The 16,976-nt window shown below is 65.0% G+C and carries 16 protein-coding genes and 1 riboswitch; of the genes, 11 read left to right on the forward strand and 5 right to left on the reverse strand.

Annotated elements, in window-relative coordinates; genetic code table 11:
- Window positions 1–68 precede the first annotated feature (68 nt).
- Entirely contained in the window at window positions 69–938 is an 870-nt protein-coding gene (locus ON058_RS09315) for a biotin--[acetyl-CoA-carboxylase] ligase (protein ID WP_274668769.1), read from the reverse strand.
- Between the two features lie 41 nt (window positions 939–979).
- Here ON058_RS09315 and ON058_RS09320 point away from each other — a divergent pair, with 41 nt between their 5' ends.
- From ON058_RS09320 to ON058_RS09335, 4 genes are read left to right on the forward strand one after another with little or no spacing between them, the layout of a single operon-like run.
- The gene (locus ON058_RS09320; protein ID WP_274668770.1) at window positions 980–2,569 is read left to right on the forward strand and encodes an acyl-CoA carboxylase subunit beta; all 1,590 of its coding nucleotides are present in this window, start codon (window positions 980–982) and stop codon (window positions 2,567–2,569) included.
- The gene (locus ON058_RS09325; RefSeq protein WP_274668771.1) at window positions 2,566–2,817 is read left to right on the forward strand and encodes an acyl-CoA carboxylase epsilon subunit; all 252 of its coding nucleotides are present in this window, start codon (window positions 2,566–2,568) and stop codon (window positions 2,815–2,817) included. Before ON058_RS09320 ends, ON058_RS09325 begins: the two co-directional genes overlap by 4 nt.
- 5 nt (window positions 2,818–2,822) lie before the next feature.
- The gene (locus ON058_RS09330) at window positions 2,823–3,440 is read left to right on the forward strand and encodes a vancomycin high temperature exclusion protein (RefSeq protein ID WP_274668772.1); all 618 of its coding nucleotides are present in this window, start codon (window positions 2,823–2,825) and stop codon (window positions 3,438–3,440) included.
- A 60-nt stretch (window positions 3,441–3,500) separates the two neighbouring features.
- Window positions 3,501–3,998, forward strand: a complete 498-nt coding sequence (locus tag ON058_RS09335; RefSeq protein ID WP_274668773.1) for a MarR family winged helix-turn-helix transcriptional regulator — start codon at window positions 3,501–3,503, stop codon at window positions 3,996–3,998.
- Here the strand turns inward: ON058_RS09335 and ON058_RS09340 are convergent.
- Complete coding sequence (locus ON058_RS09340; RefSeq protein ID WP_274668774.1) at window positions 3,995–4,426, reverse strand: MarR family winged helix-turn-helix transcriptional regulator; 432 nt, start codon at window positions 4,424–4,426, stop codon at window positions 3,995–3,997. The genes ON058_RS09335 and ON058_RS09340 overlap by 4 nt on opposite strands.
- A gap of 154 nt (window positions 4,427–4,580) precedes the next feature.
- Between ON058_RS09340 and ON058_RS09345 the strand changes: the two genes are divergently transcribed.
- From ON058_RS09345 to ON058_RS09360, 4 genes are all read left to right on the forward strand, one after another.
- Window positions 4,581–6,209, forward strand: a complete 1,629-nt coding sequence (locus ON058_RS09345) for an MFS transporter (protein ID WP_274668775.1) — start codon at window positions 4,581–4,583, stop codon at window positions 6,207–6,209.
- 140 nt (window positions 6,210–6,349) lie between these two features.
- Window positions 6,350–6,982, forward strand: a complete 633-nt coding sequence (locus ON058_RS09350) for a nucleoside triphosphate pyrophosphatase (RefSeq protein ID WP_274668776.1) — start codon at window positions 6,350–6,352, stop codon at window positions 6,980–6,982.
- A 163-nt stretch (window positions 6,983–7,145) separates the two neighbouring features.
- Window positions 7,146–8,924 carry a biotin carboxylase N-terminal domain-containing protein gene (locus ON058_RS09355; RefSeq protein WP_274668777.1) on the forward strand — a complete coding sequence of 593 codons (1,779 nt, stop codon included), beginning with the start codon at window positions 7,146–7,148 and terminating at the stop codon, window positions 8,922–8,924.
- 65 nt (window positions 8,925–8,989) lie between these two features.
- A complete protein-coding gene (locus ON058_RS09360; protein WP_274668778.1) occupies window positions 8,990–10,858 on the forward strand; it encodes an endonuclease/exonuclease/phosphatase family protein in 1,869 nt (622 codons plus the stop codon).
- A gap of 60 nt (window positions 10,859–10,918) precedes the next feature.
- Here ON058_RS09360 and ON058_RS09365 read toward each other — a convergent pair whose 3' ends face one another.
- A complete protein-coding gene (locus tag ON058_RS09365; RefSeq protein ID WP_274668779.1) occupies window positions 10,919–12,322 on the reverse strand; it encodes an NAD(P)H-quinone dehydrogenase in 1,404 nt (467 codons plus the stop codon).
- Window positions 12,323–12,384: 62 nt separating this feature from the next.
- On the opposite strand from ON058_RS09365, the gene ON058_RS09370 reads away from it, so the two are divergent.
- Window positions 12,385–13,185, forward strand: a complete 801-nt coding sequence (locus tag ON058_RS09370) for a purine-nucleoside phosphorylase (RefSeq protein WP_274668780.1) — start codon at window positions 12,385–12,387, stop codon at window positions 13,183–13,185.
- Window positions 13,182–14,894, forward strand: a complete 1,713-nt coding sequence (locus ON058_RS09375; protein ID WP_274668781.1) for a phospho-sugar mutase — start codon at window positions 13,182–13,184, stop codon at window positions 14,892–14,894. The genes ON058_RS09370 and ON058_RS09375 overlap by 4 nt, the downstream gene beginning before the upstream one ends.
- A 112-nt stretch (window positions 14,895–15,006) precedes the next feature.
- Here the strand turns inward: ON058_RS09375 and deoC are convergent, their stop codons facing one another.
- Window positions 15,007–15,699 carry a deoxyribose-phosphate aldolase gene (gene deoC / locus ON058_RS09380; RefSeq protein WP_274668782.1) on the reverse strand — a complete coding sequence of 231 codons (693 nt, stop codon included), beginning with the start codon at window positions 15,697–15,699 and terminating at the stop codon, window positions 15,007–15,009.
- A gap of 159 nt (window positions 15,700–15,858) precedes the next feature.
- Window positions 15,859–15,923, forward strand: a riboswitch (guanidine-III (ykkC-III) riboswitch).
- A gap of 11 nt (window positions 15,924–15,934) precedes the next feature.
- Between deoC and ON058_RS09385 the strand changes: the two genes are divergently transcribed.
- Window positions 15,935–16,249, forward strand: a complete 315-nt coding sequence (locus ON058_RS09385) for a multidrug efflux SMR transporter (RefSeq protein WP_274668783.1) — start codon at window positions 15,935–15,937, stop codon at window positions 16,247–16,249.
- A gap of 379 nt (window positions 16,250–16,628) precedes the next feature.
- Here the strand turns inward: ON058_RS09385 and ON058_RS09390 are convergent.
- Window positions 16,629–16,976: hypothetical protein (locus tag ON058_RS09390; protein WP_274668784.1), on the reverse strand; the 348-nt coding region annotated here is incomplete at its 5' end.

Here is a 16,976-nt window from a genome sequence, read left to right on the forward strand (position 1 = left end):
CCGTGACAAGCCGTAACCGTTCTGTGATGTGCCTTTGCTAAGGCTTGACGTGCCGAAAGGCAGGGCGTCTAGGCGCGTCGCACCGTCAGATCACCAGCGAGGACCTCGCGTTCGCCGTCGCGCGTCGCCACCAGCAACGCGCCAGAGTCAGACAACCCCGTGACCCGGCCCTTCACGTCTTCTCCCCCGGGCATCGCGACCGTGACATCCCAGCCCACGGAAGCACATACGGACTCCACCGCCGCGTGTACGCGCGGAAGGTCGGCATCGGCTTCCCACATCGCGACCGCGTCATGCAGATGCGCCACCAATGAACGGAACAACGCCACACGGTCCAAGCGGGTCGCGCCCAGCGTCGCTAGGGAAGCCGCGTGCGGGACGGGCAGTTCCGCCGATGACTGCGACACATTGACACCGATGCCTGCCACGATCGCAGGTTCGTCGTCCACACCGGAACGCGGCACCATCTCGCACAGAATCCCGACGACCTTGCGCCAGCGTCCCCAGCCAGGGATCGCCTTGGCGCCGGCCTCGACCACCACATCATTCGGCCACTTCAGGTATGCCCCCACACCCGCATCGCGCAACGCCATCACCGTGGCATAGCCCGTCACCAACGGCGCCCACCCTAGAGAGTCCCCGGGGACGGTGGGCCGTAAGAGAAACGAGGCCGTCAACGCCGCCCCTTGCGGGGTCGCCCACGCCCGGCCTGCACGTCCGCGGCCTGCCGTCTGATGGTCAGTGACGACCGCACTCACCTCAGGCCACTCATCGGGTTCCCGACGCGCCGCATCCAGCAGCACCGTGTTGGTCGACGGGGACGTCGCCGTCACCTCAAGGCGCGCCAACTGACGCCCCGGCCCCACCAACCCGGCCAGGGCATCGGCCGTCAACGGCTGACGCGAGGCGGAGACGGATGCAGACGAGGATGGGGTCACCCGGCTAGGCTAGCCGCCGAAGCCACAGCACAAGGAGCATCGTGACGGATCCCCAACCCACCGCGACCACTGCCGGAGCGCTGGACAACCTCCGCGCCAAGGTCGATGAAGCCGTGACCCAGCGGGAAGCGACCGCTGCCGACAAGCAGCATGCACGCGGCAAAAAGACCGCCCGCGAACGCATCGAGCAACTCCTCGATGACGGCTCCTTTGTTGAACTCGACGCGTTGGCCCGCCACCGCAGCCGCAACTTTGGCCTCGACAAGAACCGTCCCTACGGCGATGGCGTCGTCACCGGCTACGGCACCATCGACGGCCGTCAGGTTGCCGTCTATAGCCAAGACTTCACCGTCTTTGGCGGATCGCTCGGCGAGGTCCACGGTCAGAAGATCACTAAAGTGCAGGACTTCGCACTCCGCACAGGTGTTCCCCTCATCGGCATTTCTGACGGCGGCGGCGCCCGCATCCAAGAAGGCGTGGCCGCACTGACGCAGTTCGCGGAAATCTTCCGCCGCAACGTCGCTGCGTCCGGAGTCATCCCCCAGATCTCGATCATCCTGGGCCCCTCAGCGGGCGGCGCCGTGTACTCCCCCGCTCTGACGGACTTCATCGTGATGGCGGACGGCACCAGCCAGATGTTCATCACTGGCCCCGACGTCATCAAGTCAGTCACGGGCGAGAACGTCACCTTCGAAGAACTCGGCGGCGGACACACCCACAATGCCAAGTCCGGAGTTGCCCACTACCTGGCCTCTGACGAGGACGACGCCCTCGAGTACGTCCAGCACCTCATCCAGTTCCTGCCGGGCAACAACCTGTCCGACGCTCCCAGCTGGGATGCGGAAGCGGACCTCGAGCGCACCGACGAGGACCTCGCACTCGACACCCTGGTCCCTGACTCCCCCAACCAGCCCTACGACATGAAGACTGTGGTCGAGACCGTGCTGGACGACGGCGAGTTCTTCGAGATCCAACCGCTGTTCGCCCCCAACGTCCTCGTAGGGTTTGGCCACATCGAGGGCCACTCCGTGGGAATCGTCGCCAACCAGCCCCAGTCCATGGCTGGAACGCTCGACATCAACGCCTCAGAAAAGGCCGCACGGTTCGTGCGCACCTGCGACGCCTTCAACATTCCGGTCATCACGTTCGTGGATGTGCCCGGCTTCCTCCCTGGCGTCAACCAGGAGCACCAGGGCATCATCCGCCGCGGCGCCAAGCTCATCTACGCGTACGCGGAAGCGACCGTTCCCCTGGTGACTGTCATCACCCGCAAGGCCTACGGCGGCGCTTACATTGTGATGGCCTCCAAGCAGTTGGGCGCAGACATCAACCTGGCCTGGCCCACCGCCCAGATTGCCGTGATGGGCGCCGGCGGTGCCGTCAACATCCTGCAGCGTCGCACCCTGGCCAAGGTTGCCGACGACGGCGGTGACGTCGAGGCCGAACGCGCTCGCCTGACCGCTGAGTACGAAGACGAGATCGTCAACCCGTACGACGCCGCTGACCGCGGATACGTCGATGCGGTGATCGAGCCGTCCGAAACGCGCGAGCAGATCACCCGCGCCCTGCGGGCCTTGCGCACCAAGCGCGCGTCCCTGCCGCCCAAGAAGCACGGGAACATCCCGCTATGAGCGAGTTCGGACCGGAAGACCCCTTCGCGCAGGCCGCCGGCTTGCGTGTGGTGTCGGGCTCGCCCGACGAGGCGGAACTCGCGGCGCTCGTTGCTGGCGTGGTCGCTGTCACCTCCGCCAACGCGGACGACGACGCGCCGGGCTCCCCCACATCGGCCTGGATGGACCGCACCCGCACGCTGCGCGGCTCGCATCGCAACCTTCCGCTGGGCCGTGGCGACGGCGCGTGGCGCCACTCCCTCAGGTAGGGCCGATGTCCGGCGTACGTGCCGTAGGAAAACTGGCTGTGGGTGCCGCGGTGTTCGCTGCGGGGCCACAGATCGTGGCGCGCACCGTCACGACTGGCGACCGCCACCCGGCGGATTCGTCCGCGTTCACCCCCGCAGATGCTGCACTCGTGTTGGGTGCACGCGTGTGGGAAGACGGTCGTCCTAGCCTGTTCCTGCGCCAGCGGGTCGAGGCTGCAGCACAGCTGTATGCCGCGGGCCATGTCAGCCGACTCGTGCTGACCGGCGCGGGACGGAACCGGGAAGGCTTGGACGAAACCGCCTCAATGCACCGCACCGCGCGCGACCTGGGCATACCCGAGGAAGCCCTCCTGCGCGACCCGTATGGGCACGACACCCGAGCATCGGCTCGCAATGCCCGCGACGCGGGAGTGACCAGCGCCATTGTCTGCACACAGGAGTTCCACCTGCCGCGTGCCATGTGGCTGTGCCGGTCCGTGGGGCTCGAGGTTCAGGGGGCATACCCGCCCGTGCTGTGGACGCGTCACCACACCGCCCGCGGCTACGTGCGTGAACTCCCCGCAAGTTGGAAGGCAGCACTCGAGATCGTGCGCGACGCCGCGCTGGAGGACGTTCCGCGGTAACGGTCTGGACGCAACGAGGTCTCTAGGCCCAGGCTCAAGCGCGCCGTTACGATAGTGCTCGTGACCGCCAGCCCCACCAGCATGCTCAGCACCCAGGACGAACTCCTGTGGCGCCGCTTCACCGCGGTGCTGGCGACCGTTCCCGCCGCACTCGATGAACGCTTGCGTGACGTGACGGGGCTCAACCACCACCAGTTCAGCATTCTCGCCATGCTCGCGTCCCGCCCGGACCGAACACTGCAGATGGCGAACGTCGCGAAGGCCACGGACTCGTCGCTGTCGCGACTGTCACATACGGTGACGAAGCTCGAGGCAGCCGGTCTCGTGACTCGGCGCACGTGCGATCACGACCGACGAGCGTCCTGGGCTGTGCTCACTGATCAAGGCCTCGCTGTGGTCGCCGACGCCAGCGACAAGTACGACGCCCTCAAGCGCGAAGTGCTCGTGGACCGCGTGCCGGAACAGGTCCGTCCGCAGTTGACGGCACTCCTGACGGCGTTGTTGCCGGATGCCGTTGCGGAGCAGTGCACAGAGTTCGACGCGGATCTGACGCGCTAGTCGCGGGCGGCCGCCTCGATGGTGGTCAGGATTCCGTGGAGTTGCTCGATCTGTTCATCGCTCAGCACATGAATGTGAGCCACAAAACTCTGCTCCGCTTCCGCGATCGCCCCATTCACCACGACCTCACCGGCTGGCGTCAACGACAGTAGTCGCACACGACCATCGGCGTCGGATGCCCTGCGCTCAACCCAGCCGCGATCGACGAGTCGTTGCACCACTCCCGTGGTGATGTTGGGCTTGAGCCCCATCGCCTCGGCAGCGTCCGCGGTGGGGGTTCCCGGGTTTGCATGCAAGAACAACAGCAGGTGGAACTGCACCGGTGTGAGGTTAGCGCTCACCAAAGTGCGGGATTGCGCGCGCATCGAGGTACGTATGAGGCGTCCCTCCACCTCAAGCACTGCAGCCACAAGATCGTCGCGACCCATCATCACTCCTGCTAAAACAGCCTCCCGCACACCACGGAAAGCCATCAACTCAATAGTTCACGTAACGCGAACTTGATACTTCCGCTAACGCGAACTATTCTGGCCAAATCCCACTGCCGGGACACTCTCCAACCCCATTGTCTCAGGAGCCTGCATGCCAACTCCAGCACCTCCATCGTCCACTCTCGCCGAGGCTCTCAGCGAGGGCATCTCAGAGTCGACCTACCGCAAACGCTGGGCAATCCTGGCCACCCTGTGCTTTGGCCTCATGACCGCGATGATCGCGAACATGAGCCTCAACCTGGCACTGCCAGAACTCGCGGTGGAGTTCTCCATGACCCAGCTGGAGCTCACCTGGGTTGTCGAAGCATTCGTCCTCGTGTTCGCATCGCTCCTGTTCATTGCCTCGGCCGTCGCCGACCGCTACGGACGCAAACGCGTGATGAACATCGGCCTCGTGATCTTTGTCGCAGCATCGCTCTACGCCCCATTCTTCGCTTCCACCGCAGGTGAGCTCATTGCGTCGCGCGCGATCATGGGCATCGGCGGCGCACTCGTCCTCCCCACCACGCTGTCACTGGTCAACGTGGTCTTCCCCGCCAAGGAACGCCCCAAGGCCATCGCCATTTGGGCTGCGGTGGCGGGCGTGGGAATGATGATTGGATCGGTCCTCACCGGACTCCTGCTGCACTACTTTGACTGGCAGGCGGCATTCCTCCTGGGCGCCGGATTTGGCGTGGTGGCCATCCCCGTTGCCATGCGCATCGTCCCTGAGTCCGTCGACGAGAAGGCCACCCCGGTCGACTGGACCGGCGGCCTTTTCGTGACGCTCGCTCTTGCTGGAATCGTGTACACGATTATGGAAGCACCCTCCCACGGCTGGGAGACCCCAACGATCAGCGCGGCGTGCATCGGCATGATCGCTCTCGCCTTGTTTATCTGGTGGGAGAACCGCGTGAAGCACCCCATGCTGGACCTCAGCCTCTTCAAGCGCCGGCGCTTCACCTTGTCCGCTATCGCGGTGACGCTGACATTCTTCGCGATGATTGGCGCGTTCTACTCCTTGACGCAGATCTTCCAACTCGTCATGGGCTACAACGAACTCACCAGCGCGCTTGCCATGATTCCTCCGATGTTGCCGATGATGATCCTGGGCCCACTCGTTCCACGTCTGGTCGAGAAGGTCGGCACTCGCTGGACAATTGTGCCCGGATTAGTGGTGATTGCCGGTGGGTTCCTCCTCATGACCACCTGGCCTACCGTGCCGTCGTACTGGGATTTCCTCATTGCGATGTCGCTGGTGATCACGGGCATGGCGCTTGTCGTGACGCCCGCAACCAACATGCTGATGGCGTCAGTGCCGCGTAACCGTTCCGGAATGGGTTCGGCCATGAATGACACGACCCGTGAGCTGGGAGGGTCGCTGGGCATCGCCCTGCTGGGCTCGCTGATCGCGAATCAGTACACCTCCGGGATAGCCGATGTTGCCGAGTCCATCCCCGGGGAGGCAGGCGGTGCAGTGCAAGACTCACTTGCGGGCGCCGTGGCGGTGACCGATGCGATGGCAGAGCAAGGCGGGGACGCGGCGACTGCTGCGGCTCAGGTTTTGGATGCGGCTCAGACTGCGTTCATGGACGCCAGCCAGCACGCGATGCTCATCTCCGCGATCATTGCGGGCGCAATGGCGTTGCTGATGCTCGTGACGTTGCCACGCGGGGACAAGGCGCTGTCTGCAGATCCCGGCCACTCGCTCGAGGAGACCGAAGAACTGCACACTCAGTAACCCCCATTTTCCCGCCAAATGGCTCCATTTGGCTGTTACAGCTGGCTAAAACAGCCATTTCGTGCCACTAGAGGCCGATGCGGGGGCGGCCTTCAGTCGCTGCGGGTCGGGCCGATGCGCGCCGGGGATAGGGTCAAGGCATGACCGTTCCGCTCATCCTTGCCTCACAGTCCCCTGCCCGGCTCGCGACCTTGCGATCGGCCGGAGTGGAGCCTGAGGTGATCGTGTCTGGGGTGGACGAGGACGCGGTCCTCGAGCGCCTGCGCGAACTCCACCCGGACGCCGGGCCAGCCGATGCGGTGTTGGCGTTGGCGCGTGCGAAGGCTGAGCACGTGGCTGGGATGTATGACACCGAGGGCATGGTGCTGGGGTGCGACTCGATGCTGGAGTTTGAGGGCGAGATTTACGGCAAGCCGGGGACCGCGGAGGTGGCGCGGGAGCGGTGGCGCCGGATGCGCGGAAACGCGGGCGTGCTGCACACCGGCCATTGGCTGGTCGATGACCGTGATGATGGCACGCGCGGAACGGTGGGCGCCTCGTCGTCGACGACGGTTCACTTTGGGGACCTCAGCGATGAAGAGATCGACGCCTACGTCGCGACGGGTGAGCCGTTGCAGGTCGCGGGCGGGTTTACCGTGGATGGATTGGGCGGCCCGTACATTGATGCGATCGATGGCGACTTTCATGGAGTCGTGGGGGTCTCGTTGCCGCTGCTGCGGGCGCTGCTCGCGGAGTTCCAGGTGGCGTTCCATATGCTCAGATCCCCCGCATGATTGTGGAGTTGCCACAACCTACGCCCCCGTAGCCCAAGGATAAGTCAAATCGTTTGTGGATACCCTACAAACGGACATCAGCCCGGTGTGAGCGCCTTCCAAACTTAACGTGCGCACATCCACAACTCAGTACCGAGCCCAACCCAGGCGCTACGGTGACGGGGTGCATGCCTTTTCGTCTGTCCTCATCGCCAACCGCGGCGAAATCGCTGTCCGTGTGATTCGCGCTTGCGCTGACGCTGGACTGCGGTCCATCGCTGTCTACGCCGAGCCCGACCGCGACGCCCAGCACGTCCGTTTGGCGGACGATGCCTATGCGCTTGGTGGCGAGACCGCGGGGCAGACGTATCTCGACATCGCGAAGATCATTGACGTGGCCCGGCGTTCCGGCGCTGAGGCCATTCACCCGGGCTATGGGTTCCTGTCGGAGAACGCTGAGTTTGCTCGCGCCGTTATCGATGCTGGGCTCACCTGGATTGGCCCTCCCCCAGCAGCCATCGAGGGACTGGGAGACAAGGTCAGCGCGCGTCACATCGCGCAGCGTGCGGGTGCCCCTTTGGTCCCCGGTACCAAGGATCCGGTGGCGAACGCCGATGAGGTGCTGGCCTTCGCGGACGAGCACGGCTTGCCCGTAGCGATCAAGGCCGCCTTCGGTGGCGGTGGGCGCGGCCTCAAGGTGGCGCGCACGCGGGAAGAGATTCCTGAGCTCTTTGATTCTGCGACCCGCGAGGCTGTTGCCGCGTTTGGTCGTGGCGAGTGCTTCGTGGAGCGTTTCTTGGACAAGCCCCGCCATGTGGAGACGCAGTGCTTGGCGGATACTCACGGCAACGTCGTGGTGGTGTCCACCCGTGACTGTTCGTTGCAGCGCCGTCACCAGAAGCTTGTCGAGGAGGCTCCTGCCCCGTTCTTGACTGACGAGCAGAATGCGCGGCTGGTGGAGTCTAGCCAGGCCATTTTGCGCGAGGCTGGCTATGTGGGGGCTGGTACCTGCGAGTTCTTGGTGGGCGTCGATGGCACGATCTCCTTCCTTGAGGTCAACACACGTTTGCAGGTGGAACACCCCGTCACGGAGGAAGTGACGGGAGTGGACTTGGTGCGGGAGCAGTTCCGCATTGCTGCCGGCGATCCCATTCAGAACCTGTCGCCTGAGGTGCGCGGGCATTCCCTGGAGTTCCGCATCAACGGCGAGGACCCGGGCCGCAACTTCATGCCCGCGCCGGGCCGCATCTCGGAACTGCGTTTCCCCTCCGGTCCTGGCGTGCGCGTCGACGCTGGCGTGGTCGAGGGCGACACGGTGTCAGGGAACTTCGACTCGATGATCGCGAAGGTTATTGTCACGGGCGCCACGCGCGATGAGGCGCTGCAGCGGGCGCGTCGTGCGCTTGCTGAGATGTCGGTCGAGGGCATCCCTACTGTGGTGCCCTTCCACCGCGCCGTGCTGGACGCGCCGGAGTTTGCCGCTGCGGGCGGCCGGTTTGGCGTCTACACCACCTGGATTGAGTCCGAGTTTGCGGACACCGTCGCCACGCTCGGTAGCGCTGGTGCGGGTGCCGAGTCGGTGGCCGATGCCGCCGCTACGGAGCGTGTGGTCGTGGAGGTGGGCGGTAAGCGCCTTGAGGTGGTGCTACCTGCGTCCTTGGCTCAGGCGGGACGCGCGAATGCGCGTCGCGGCGGTCCTGCGCGTCGGTCGGCACGCAAGTCTGGGCCTGCCCGTGCCGCATCGGGCACCTCGTTGACGTCCCCGATGCAAGGCACGATCGTGAAGATCGCGGTCGACGAGGGGGCCACGGTTGCCGAGGGTGACCTGATTGTGGTGCTGGAAGCGATGAAGATGGAGCAGCCGTTGGTGGCGCATAAGGCTGGCACGATTGCTGGCTTGTCTCACGCGGTGGGCGCGTCGGTGAGTTCCGGCACAGTCATCTGCGACATCGCTGACGCGTAGGTACTCTCCACAGCCTGTTCGGCTCGTGTCCGTGCTGGGCGGCGGACCGGAGTACGGTGACAAGCATGACCGATGCTCGTCGCTCACTTGGCCTGATTGCTGTTGCGTCGTGGCTGCTGATTGATTCGTTGAGGGCTGCGGGTCCGTTGTTGTGGGACTTGTCGGACCCTTCCCCTACTCCTGCGCTGATTGCGGTGGGCGCGGTGGCTGCAGCCGGTGCGGGTATTGCTTGGTTGGCGTCCGTTGCCGCCCAGTTCTTCAGTCATGGCGGGACCGTGTGGTTCATGCTGGCGGTGACCGCTGGCTTCCGGTTTGCTCTTCCGGCCTTGGACGGCGTGTGGCTTATTGGGGCGGGCTTGTATCTTGCCGCCTTGGCTCTTGCCACGGTGGTGCTGGCGGCTCGGGCAACGTTGGGCAGCGGTAATGGTCCGGCATTGTTGGCGGGAACGGCGTTGGGTGCCGCGGCGGCGGTCGCGGAGCAGGCGTTCCTTCGCACTCTCGATGCGGTGTGGCGGACTGATGTGTGGGGTTGGGCAGCGCTTGGTGTCGTTTTCGTGCTCGCCATGTTCAATGGTTGGCGTTGTCACGACTTGAAGCCAGCCGCGAATGTCCGGGGCTGGTGGGCGTACGGCCTGTATTGGGCGCTGGTGATCTACGCGTTCGCGAATCTGGGTTACGTCGCGTCGGAGAGTGAGATGCGGCTGTCGGTTGCCGCTCCTTTGGCGATTGTGGGCCTGCTGGCCGGCGCTCGGTTGGCTTCTGCAGCGGGGGTGTTTCCTGGAGCGTTGCGCATTGGTCTGATGACGGTGGGCGCGGCTTCGCTTGCGGTGATGGCGTTGGTGCCGGGGACGGCCGCATTGGTGGCATTGCCATTGGCGGCGGCGCTCAGCACCTTGGCGGCGGCGTTGATGATGCGTGCAGAGAAGGGCAGCACGCTGCGCAGTTTGGGTGCCTGGGCGGTGTTTGTGGCTGCTGTGGTGGTGCCGTTGTTGGCGGTGGAGGTCGACAGAGTTGCGGCGTTGCCGGTGCGCCATGGGGTGTTGATGGCGACGGTGGGTATTGCGTTGATGATGGGCGGCTCGTTGGCTGCCTGGCATGAGCGTGCTGGCCACACGGTGGTCAGGGGTGTGTTGCCACGGATCGCGGTCGGCGTAGTGGTGGCCGCGGGGGCGAGCTGGTGGACGTACTCCTCATTTGAGCAGGACCGCCTGTACTCCGAGGACTTCCTGGCAACGCCGCAGGTGACGTCATGGAACGTTCATCACGGGGTGACGTCGAGCGAGAATGGCGGGCCTGCGCTGGATCCCGTGGCAATCGCTCAGACGCTGCGCGATAACCCTGCCGACGTGGTGATGCTGCAGGAGGTTGACCGGGGTTCGCTGCTGTCTGGCGGACTGGACATGGTGGAGTTCCTTGCGGGTGAGCTGCAGTTGCCGTACTCGTATGCCGGCAGTCACACGTCGCAGACCGGCAATGCGATCATCACGTCCCGGCCGCACGACGGGGTGCGGGCGTTGGAACTCGATAGTGAGAGCGGTCCGCAGCGAGGGGCCCTTGCGGTGACGTTCATGGGTGCCACGTATGTGTCGACGCAGTTCGATGCTTCCGCTACCGCGGATGAGCGTGCGGAGCATGCGCGCGAGTTGGCGCAGTGGAGCGGCACTATTGGACCGGTCGTGATCGGTGGCGACTTTGGTGACACTGCGGGCTCTGCCACGGTGGAAGCGCTGCAGGGTACGGGTTTTGTACTGGCCTCGCAGGCGCTGCCGGCCGATGCGACGCTCACCATGGGAGACCGTGAGGACTTCTTGGTGGGCCGTGAAGTGACGATGGAGGACGTCGCCGTGGTGGACGTCCCGTGGTCGGACCATCCGCCGCTGACCGCGCATGTCCTCACGGGTCTGGGTGGGGACCTCGCGCCGCACGCCGACTAGCACCACACACGGTCACACGCCGACTAGCACCACACACCGCCACACCCCAACGCGGGGCGGCTAACTGCGACTAGCGTCACCCAGGTGGTGGAGTCTGCGGGCGACTTCTGCCGTGGTGCCTGCCAGTGACGGGTAGACCGTGAACACTGCGGCGACGTCGTCAACCGTCAGGTGATGAGTAACGGCGAGGGCCAGAGGGAAGATGTGTTCGCTAGCTCGGGAACCGACGATGACGGCTCCGAGCACTTGACCCGTGACGGTGTGGCCGAAGATCTTGACGAACCCTTGATCGATTCCCAGCATCTTGGCGCGGGGGTTGCGGGCTAGGTCTAGACGTGACACCTCGTAGAAGATTCCGCGAGCGCGCAGGTCGTCTTCTGAGGCCCCTACGGTCGCGATTTCTGGTGCGGTGAATACTGCGGAGGAGACGTGGCGGAGGTCGAGCGGGGTGACCGCGTCTCCCAGTGCGTGCGCCATCGCGATGCGGCCTTGGGTGGCCGCGACGGACGCCAGGGGCAGGACTCCAGTGCAGTCGCCGGCTGCGTAGATGCCGCGGGCGCTCGTGCGCGAGACACGGTCTACCTGAATGTAGCCGCGCTCGTCGACCTCGACACCTGCTTCAGCGAGGCCCAGGTCCTCGGTGTTGGGGACGGATCCCACCGCCATGAGGCAATGGCTGCCGTGGACCACGCGTCCGTCGGCGAGCGTCACGTCCACGCCGTCGGCAGTGGCGACGGCGCTGGCGGCACGGGTTCCGCCTAGGACGGTCATGCCTCGTTCGGCGAAGACTTCTTGGATGAGTGCGGCGGCCTCAGGGTCTTCTTTGGACAGGACCCGGTCGCCTGACGAGACGAGCGTGACATGGGAGCCCAGCAGGCTGTAGGCGCCTGCAAACTCGGCGCCGGTAACTCCGGAGCCCACCACAATCAGGTGTTCGGGGAGTTCGGTGAGGTTGTAGAGCTGAGTCCAGGTGAGGATGCGGGTGCCGTCGGGTTCGGCGCTGGGAACCACACGCGGCCGGGCCCCCACGGCCAACAGCACCACGTCGGGGCGGAGGGTCTCGTCCCCGATCTGGACCCCACCATCGGCCGTCAAGACTCCGGTGCCGTCGATGACGGTGATGTCGTTCTTGGCCATGCGTGCAGCGATGTCGCTGGATTGCTTGGCGACCAGGCCACGGATGCGGGTGTTGACGGCAGCCATGTCCACGGAGAGGTGTGGCCCGTCTCCGTCAGCGGATGTGTCTCCGGCGCGGATGCCGAGCTGGGGGGCGCGGTCGGCGATGGTGCGCCATTCGGCGGTGGCGATGACGGTTTTGGATGGCACCACGTCGGTGAGGACGGCGTTGCCACCCATCCCCTGGCGTTCGATGAGTGTGACCTCGGCACCTGCCTTGCGGGCCACGAGTGCCGCCTCGTAGCCTCCGGGGCCGCCACCAATGATCGCCACAGTCGTTGTCGCCATGGTGACCATTGTCACCCATATGTGTCAGGCGAAACGTCCACGAATCGGGTTACGCTCGAGTCATGACTGAAGCTGCTGCTCGCGCCTCTGAGGCTGCCGCTGCCCTTGCTGCTGCGACTGGTGTCGAGACTCACGACATCGCTCTTGTGCTCGGATCTGGGTGGGGAGGTGCGGCTGACCTCATTGGCGAGGAAGTCGCATCAGTACCTGCCAATGAGATCCCTGGTTTCGCTGGCCATGTGGTGGCCGGCCATCACCCCACGCTGCGTTCACTGCGCACGGCCGATGGTCGTGCCGTCCTGGTTTTGGGTGCTCGCCAGCACTTTTACCAGGTAAGAGACGCCGGGAAGGTGGCGCACGGGGTTCGGACGGCTGCGGCCGCTGGCTGCAAGCAGTTGGTGTTGACGAACGGCTGTGGGTCGACCAATCCTGACGTGGGCCCCGGTTCTGTGGTGCTGCTCACGGACCACATCAACCTGACGGGGACGACTCCTCTTGAAGGCGCCACGTTTGTGGACATGACGCAGACGTATTCGCCTCGCTTGCGTGCGCTCGCCAAGGAAATCGATGGAGGCCTCAAGGACGGCGTGTACGCGCAGTTCACGGGCCCCCAGTACGAGACTCCTGCCGAGGTCAAGATGGCATCGATTCTGGGTGCTGACTTGGTGGGAATGTCGACTGCACTGGAAGCGATCGCCGCCCGCGAGGCTGGCTTGGAAATTCTGGGCTTGTCGCTGGTGACGAACCTTGCGGCCGGCATCGGCGGGGAAACCTTGAACCATCAGGAGGTTCTCGACGAGGGCGCCGCGGCGGCGCCACGGATCTCTCGCCTTCTGGCCGATGTGGTGGAGCGCATGTCATGAGCGACGTGACCACCCTGATCGAGCGTGCAGAACTGTGGGCTCACGACGACCCTGACGAGGCCACACGGGCCGAGCTAGAGGCCGTGATCGTGGCGGCGAAGGCCGGCTACGACGACGCTATCCGTGATCTCCGCGACCGGTTCTTGGGGATGCTGGAGTTCGGCACTGCAGGACTGCGTGGAGCGTTGGGCGCAGGTCCCAACCGGATGAACCGCGCGGTCGTGATTCGCGCTGCTGCGGGACTCGCGCGTTACCTGACGGACGCCCTTGAGGCCGCTGGTGAAGAGCCGCGCGCCACCGTGACGATCGGCTACGACGCTCGTCACGGCTCGTATGACTTCGCAGTGGACACCGCTGCCGTCATGACCGCTGCGGGACACCGCGCAGTTCTCATGCCCCGCCTCTACCCCACGCCCCTCTTGGCTTACACCGTGCGGGCATTGAACGCCGATGCTGGGGTCATGGTGACCGCGTCCCACAACCCCCCGCAGGACAACGGCTACAAGGTTTACCTGGGTGGACGCGTGGTTCCTGGCGATGGCGACGGAGCTCAGATTGTGCCGCCGTTCGACGCTGAGATCGCCTCCCGGATCGCTCAGGTGTCCGCAGTCGCCGACGTGCCGCGCGCCACGTCCGGATGGGAACTCATCAGCGATGAGGTTCCCTTCAACTACGTCTCTGCTGCGGCATCGCTCGTGGGCGCCGCCCCTGAGGACGGCTCGCGCGGCAATGTGCGCATCGTCCTGACGCCGTTGCATGGCGTGGGAGGGGACAGCGTTGAGGCCGTCCTCAGCTCCGCGGGGTTCGGCGACTTGCATACCGTCCCCACTCAGGCGGTCCCCGATGGCGACTTCCCCACCGTGTCCTTCCCCAACCCGGAAGAACCCGGCGCTATCGACCTCGCGCTGGAACTGGCGACTGAGGTGGATGCGGACGTCGTGATCGCCAACGATCCCGATGCGGACCGTTGCGCTGTCGCAACCAAGATCGGCGGCGTGTGGACCATGCTGCACGGCGATGTCGTGGGCTCACTGCTCGGCGAACGTGTGGCCGCACGCGGCGGGCACCCCCAAGGTGCTGTGCTCGCGAACTCGATTGTGTCGTCCCGAATGCTGGCGCGTATCGCCGAACGCCACGGGCTGCGTCACGCGCACACGCTCACGGGCTTCAAGTGGATTGCTCGTGAGCCGGGCCTGGTTTACGGCTATGAGGAAGCCCTTGGCTACTGCGTGGCTCCGGACTTGGTGCGTGACAAGGATGGCGTCACTGCCGCTGTGCTGGTCGCTGATTTTGTTGCGGAACTCAAGCAGTCGGGACGCACCCTTGAGGATGCGATCGATGATCTCGCTCGCGACTACGGCGTCCACTTGACGCGACAGGTGTCGGGGCGCTTCAGCGACCTGTCACTGATTCCCGCACTGATGTCGAAGCTCCTGGACAACCCGCCCGCAACGTTGGCGGGCTCCCCGGTAGCCCAGACCGACGACATGAACGAGGGCCTCCACGGGCTCCCGCCCACCAACGGCCTGCACTTGGCGACGGAGTCGGGCGCACGCGTCATCATCAGGCCCTCGGGCACGGAACCCAAGATCAAGGCCTACCTGGAAGTCATCGAGGAGCCCACCGCCGACGTCGCGGGCGCACGCGCTCGCGCGGAAGAAGCCATGACTGCGCTGGAAGCCGATGTGAGGTCGGCCTTGGGCCTCTAGCCCCAAGCTTTCTCCCCTGGCCGTAGATACGCGGCGGGGTTGGAACGCAACGACGGTCCTGGCCGTCACCTACGGGTGACGCCCAGGACCGTTGTCGTTGCAGGGTGTGGGCTTAGTAGCCGCCATCCCCGGCATCGGCCGACACGACGCCGTCCAGGCCGTCGAGCACTGCACGCGTGCCAGACAGTCCCAAACGGGACGCACCCGCGGCGATCATGGCGAGCGCAGCATCGGCAGTCCGAATGCCACCGGAAGCCTTGACGCCCAACGCGTCTCCCACTGTCTCCCGCATCAAGCGCACCGCATGCTCAGTTGCGCCGCCGGTGCTGTGAAACCCGGTGGAGGTCTTCACAAAGTGCGCGCCCGCTGCAGCGGAGGCCTTGCAGGCGCCCACGATGCCGTCGTCGCTGAGCGCCGCGGACTCGATGATGACCTTGAGGATCTTGTCGTCGGGGATCACGGCCCGCACGGCGGCAACATCCTTCTCGATGTCACCAAAGCGACCCTCGATAGCCGCAGCAACATCGATCACCATGTCCACCTCATCAGCACCCTGGTCGATGCTCAGCGCGGCCTCAGCGGCCTTGATCTGGGAGTAGTGCTTGCCGGAGGGGAACCCGCAAACAGTGGCGACTGCGACACCTTCCGGGACCTCCACCGGAAGCATCAGTGGTGACACGCAAATGGAGAACACCCCCAACTCCCCTGCCTCAACGGCGAGCGCGGCAACATCGGCTGCGGTCGACTCGGGCTTCAACAGCGTGTGGTCAACGTAGCGAGCCAGTTCAGCACGGGTGAGCGTCATGCGGTCTCTCCTTGGGGTTGCGGGCCCCGGATCAGGGCCATTCCTCTGACACCAGCCTACGTCTGCGGCGGGCGCGACGGGGCGTCGACACCAGCGTGCACGTCGAGGAGGGCCGATGCTGCGAGTGGCCACGCGGTGAAGAGTGTGAGATCCTCGGGTCCAGAGCCTGACCTTGGCTCCCGGACGAGGGTGACGTACCCGGCAACGCGACAAGACGTCACATAGGGAGCCCCTCATGCCATGGGTCATTCTTGTTCTGTCAGGCGTCCTCGAAGCCGTATGGGCCACTGCCCTGTCGCGGTCGGAGGGTTTCACCAAACTCTGGCCGTCGGCCGTGTTCGTCGTGGCCCTCATCGCCAGCATGGCTGGCCTTGCGTGGGCACTCAAGACACTTCCCGTTGGCACCGCCTACGCCGTGTGGGTGGGCATCGGTGCGGCACTGACCGCGATCTGGGCGATGGCCAGCGGTGCTGAAGCATTCTCCATCGTGCGCGTGCTGCTCATTCTGGGCATCGTGGGTTGCGTCGCGGGGCTGAAGCTCACGCACTGAGCGGACCGGGCGGTGCCGGAATGCGCCCCGCAACTACGGCCAGAACGCCCAGCGCCCTTTCCCCCCGCCGCGTTTTTACGGCCAGGGGAAAGGGCGCTGGTGAGGCGGTTGCGAACGCTACAGCTCGATGCCGTACGCCAACATCTGGAAAACTCCAGGGCTCGGCCGATGTCAACCAGAACGCCGACGTTACTTGCCTACTTCGCGCGGCGGCGAGAGACACGTTGCCGCTGGTACCACCACCCGCCAACGCAGCAAGCCACCATGAAGTACAGCGGCCACTGCCACACGACACCGTAGATATACCAGGAGGTGAAAAGTCCCGCCGCGACCCCTAGGGCCAGCGAGACTAGTAGGGACCCGACCTGGACGTTTCCTTTCAACACGAGACTTCCTTCCACCGTAGTTGCGCCGCGAGAGTCACGGCCGTGGGGTAATAGGGGTGCGAGATCTGCACGCAACGACCACGCGACTTAGCACTATTGAAGGTTCGATCGATAGAGGTCGCGAAAGCCCCAATCGCCGCAATGCACACAGCACCAGCCACCTGGCCAAACCCTGGAATGAAGGGGCAGACACCTGAGACGAGCGTTCCATACGGCGTGTATCCAGCGATGCGACTTGTCTCACTCTTCGAGTACTTCAAGTAGACCGCCCAACCAAACGAAACCTTCGGGTCTGCGGTGATGGGGTAGGCGCTGCTAGCGCTGTGTTCCACGTGCTGAAC

The organism is Demequina sp. B12 (assembly GCF_028823635.1).
Taxonomy (GTDB): domain Bacteria; phylum Actinomycetota; class Actinomycetes; order Actinomycetales; family Demequinaceae; genus Demequina.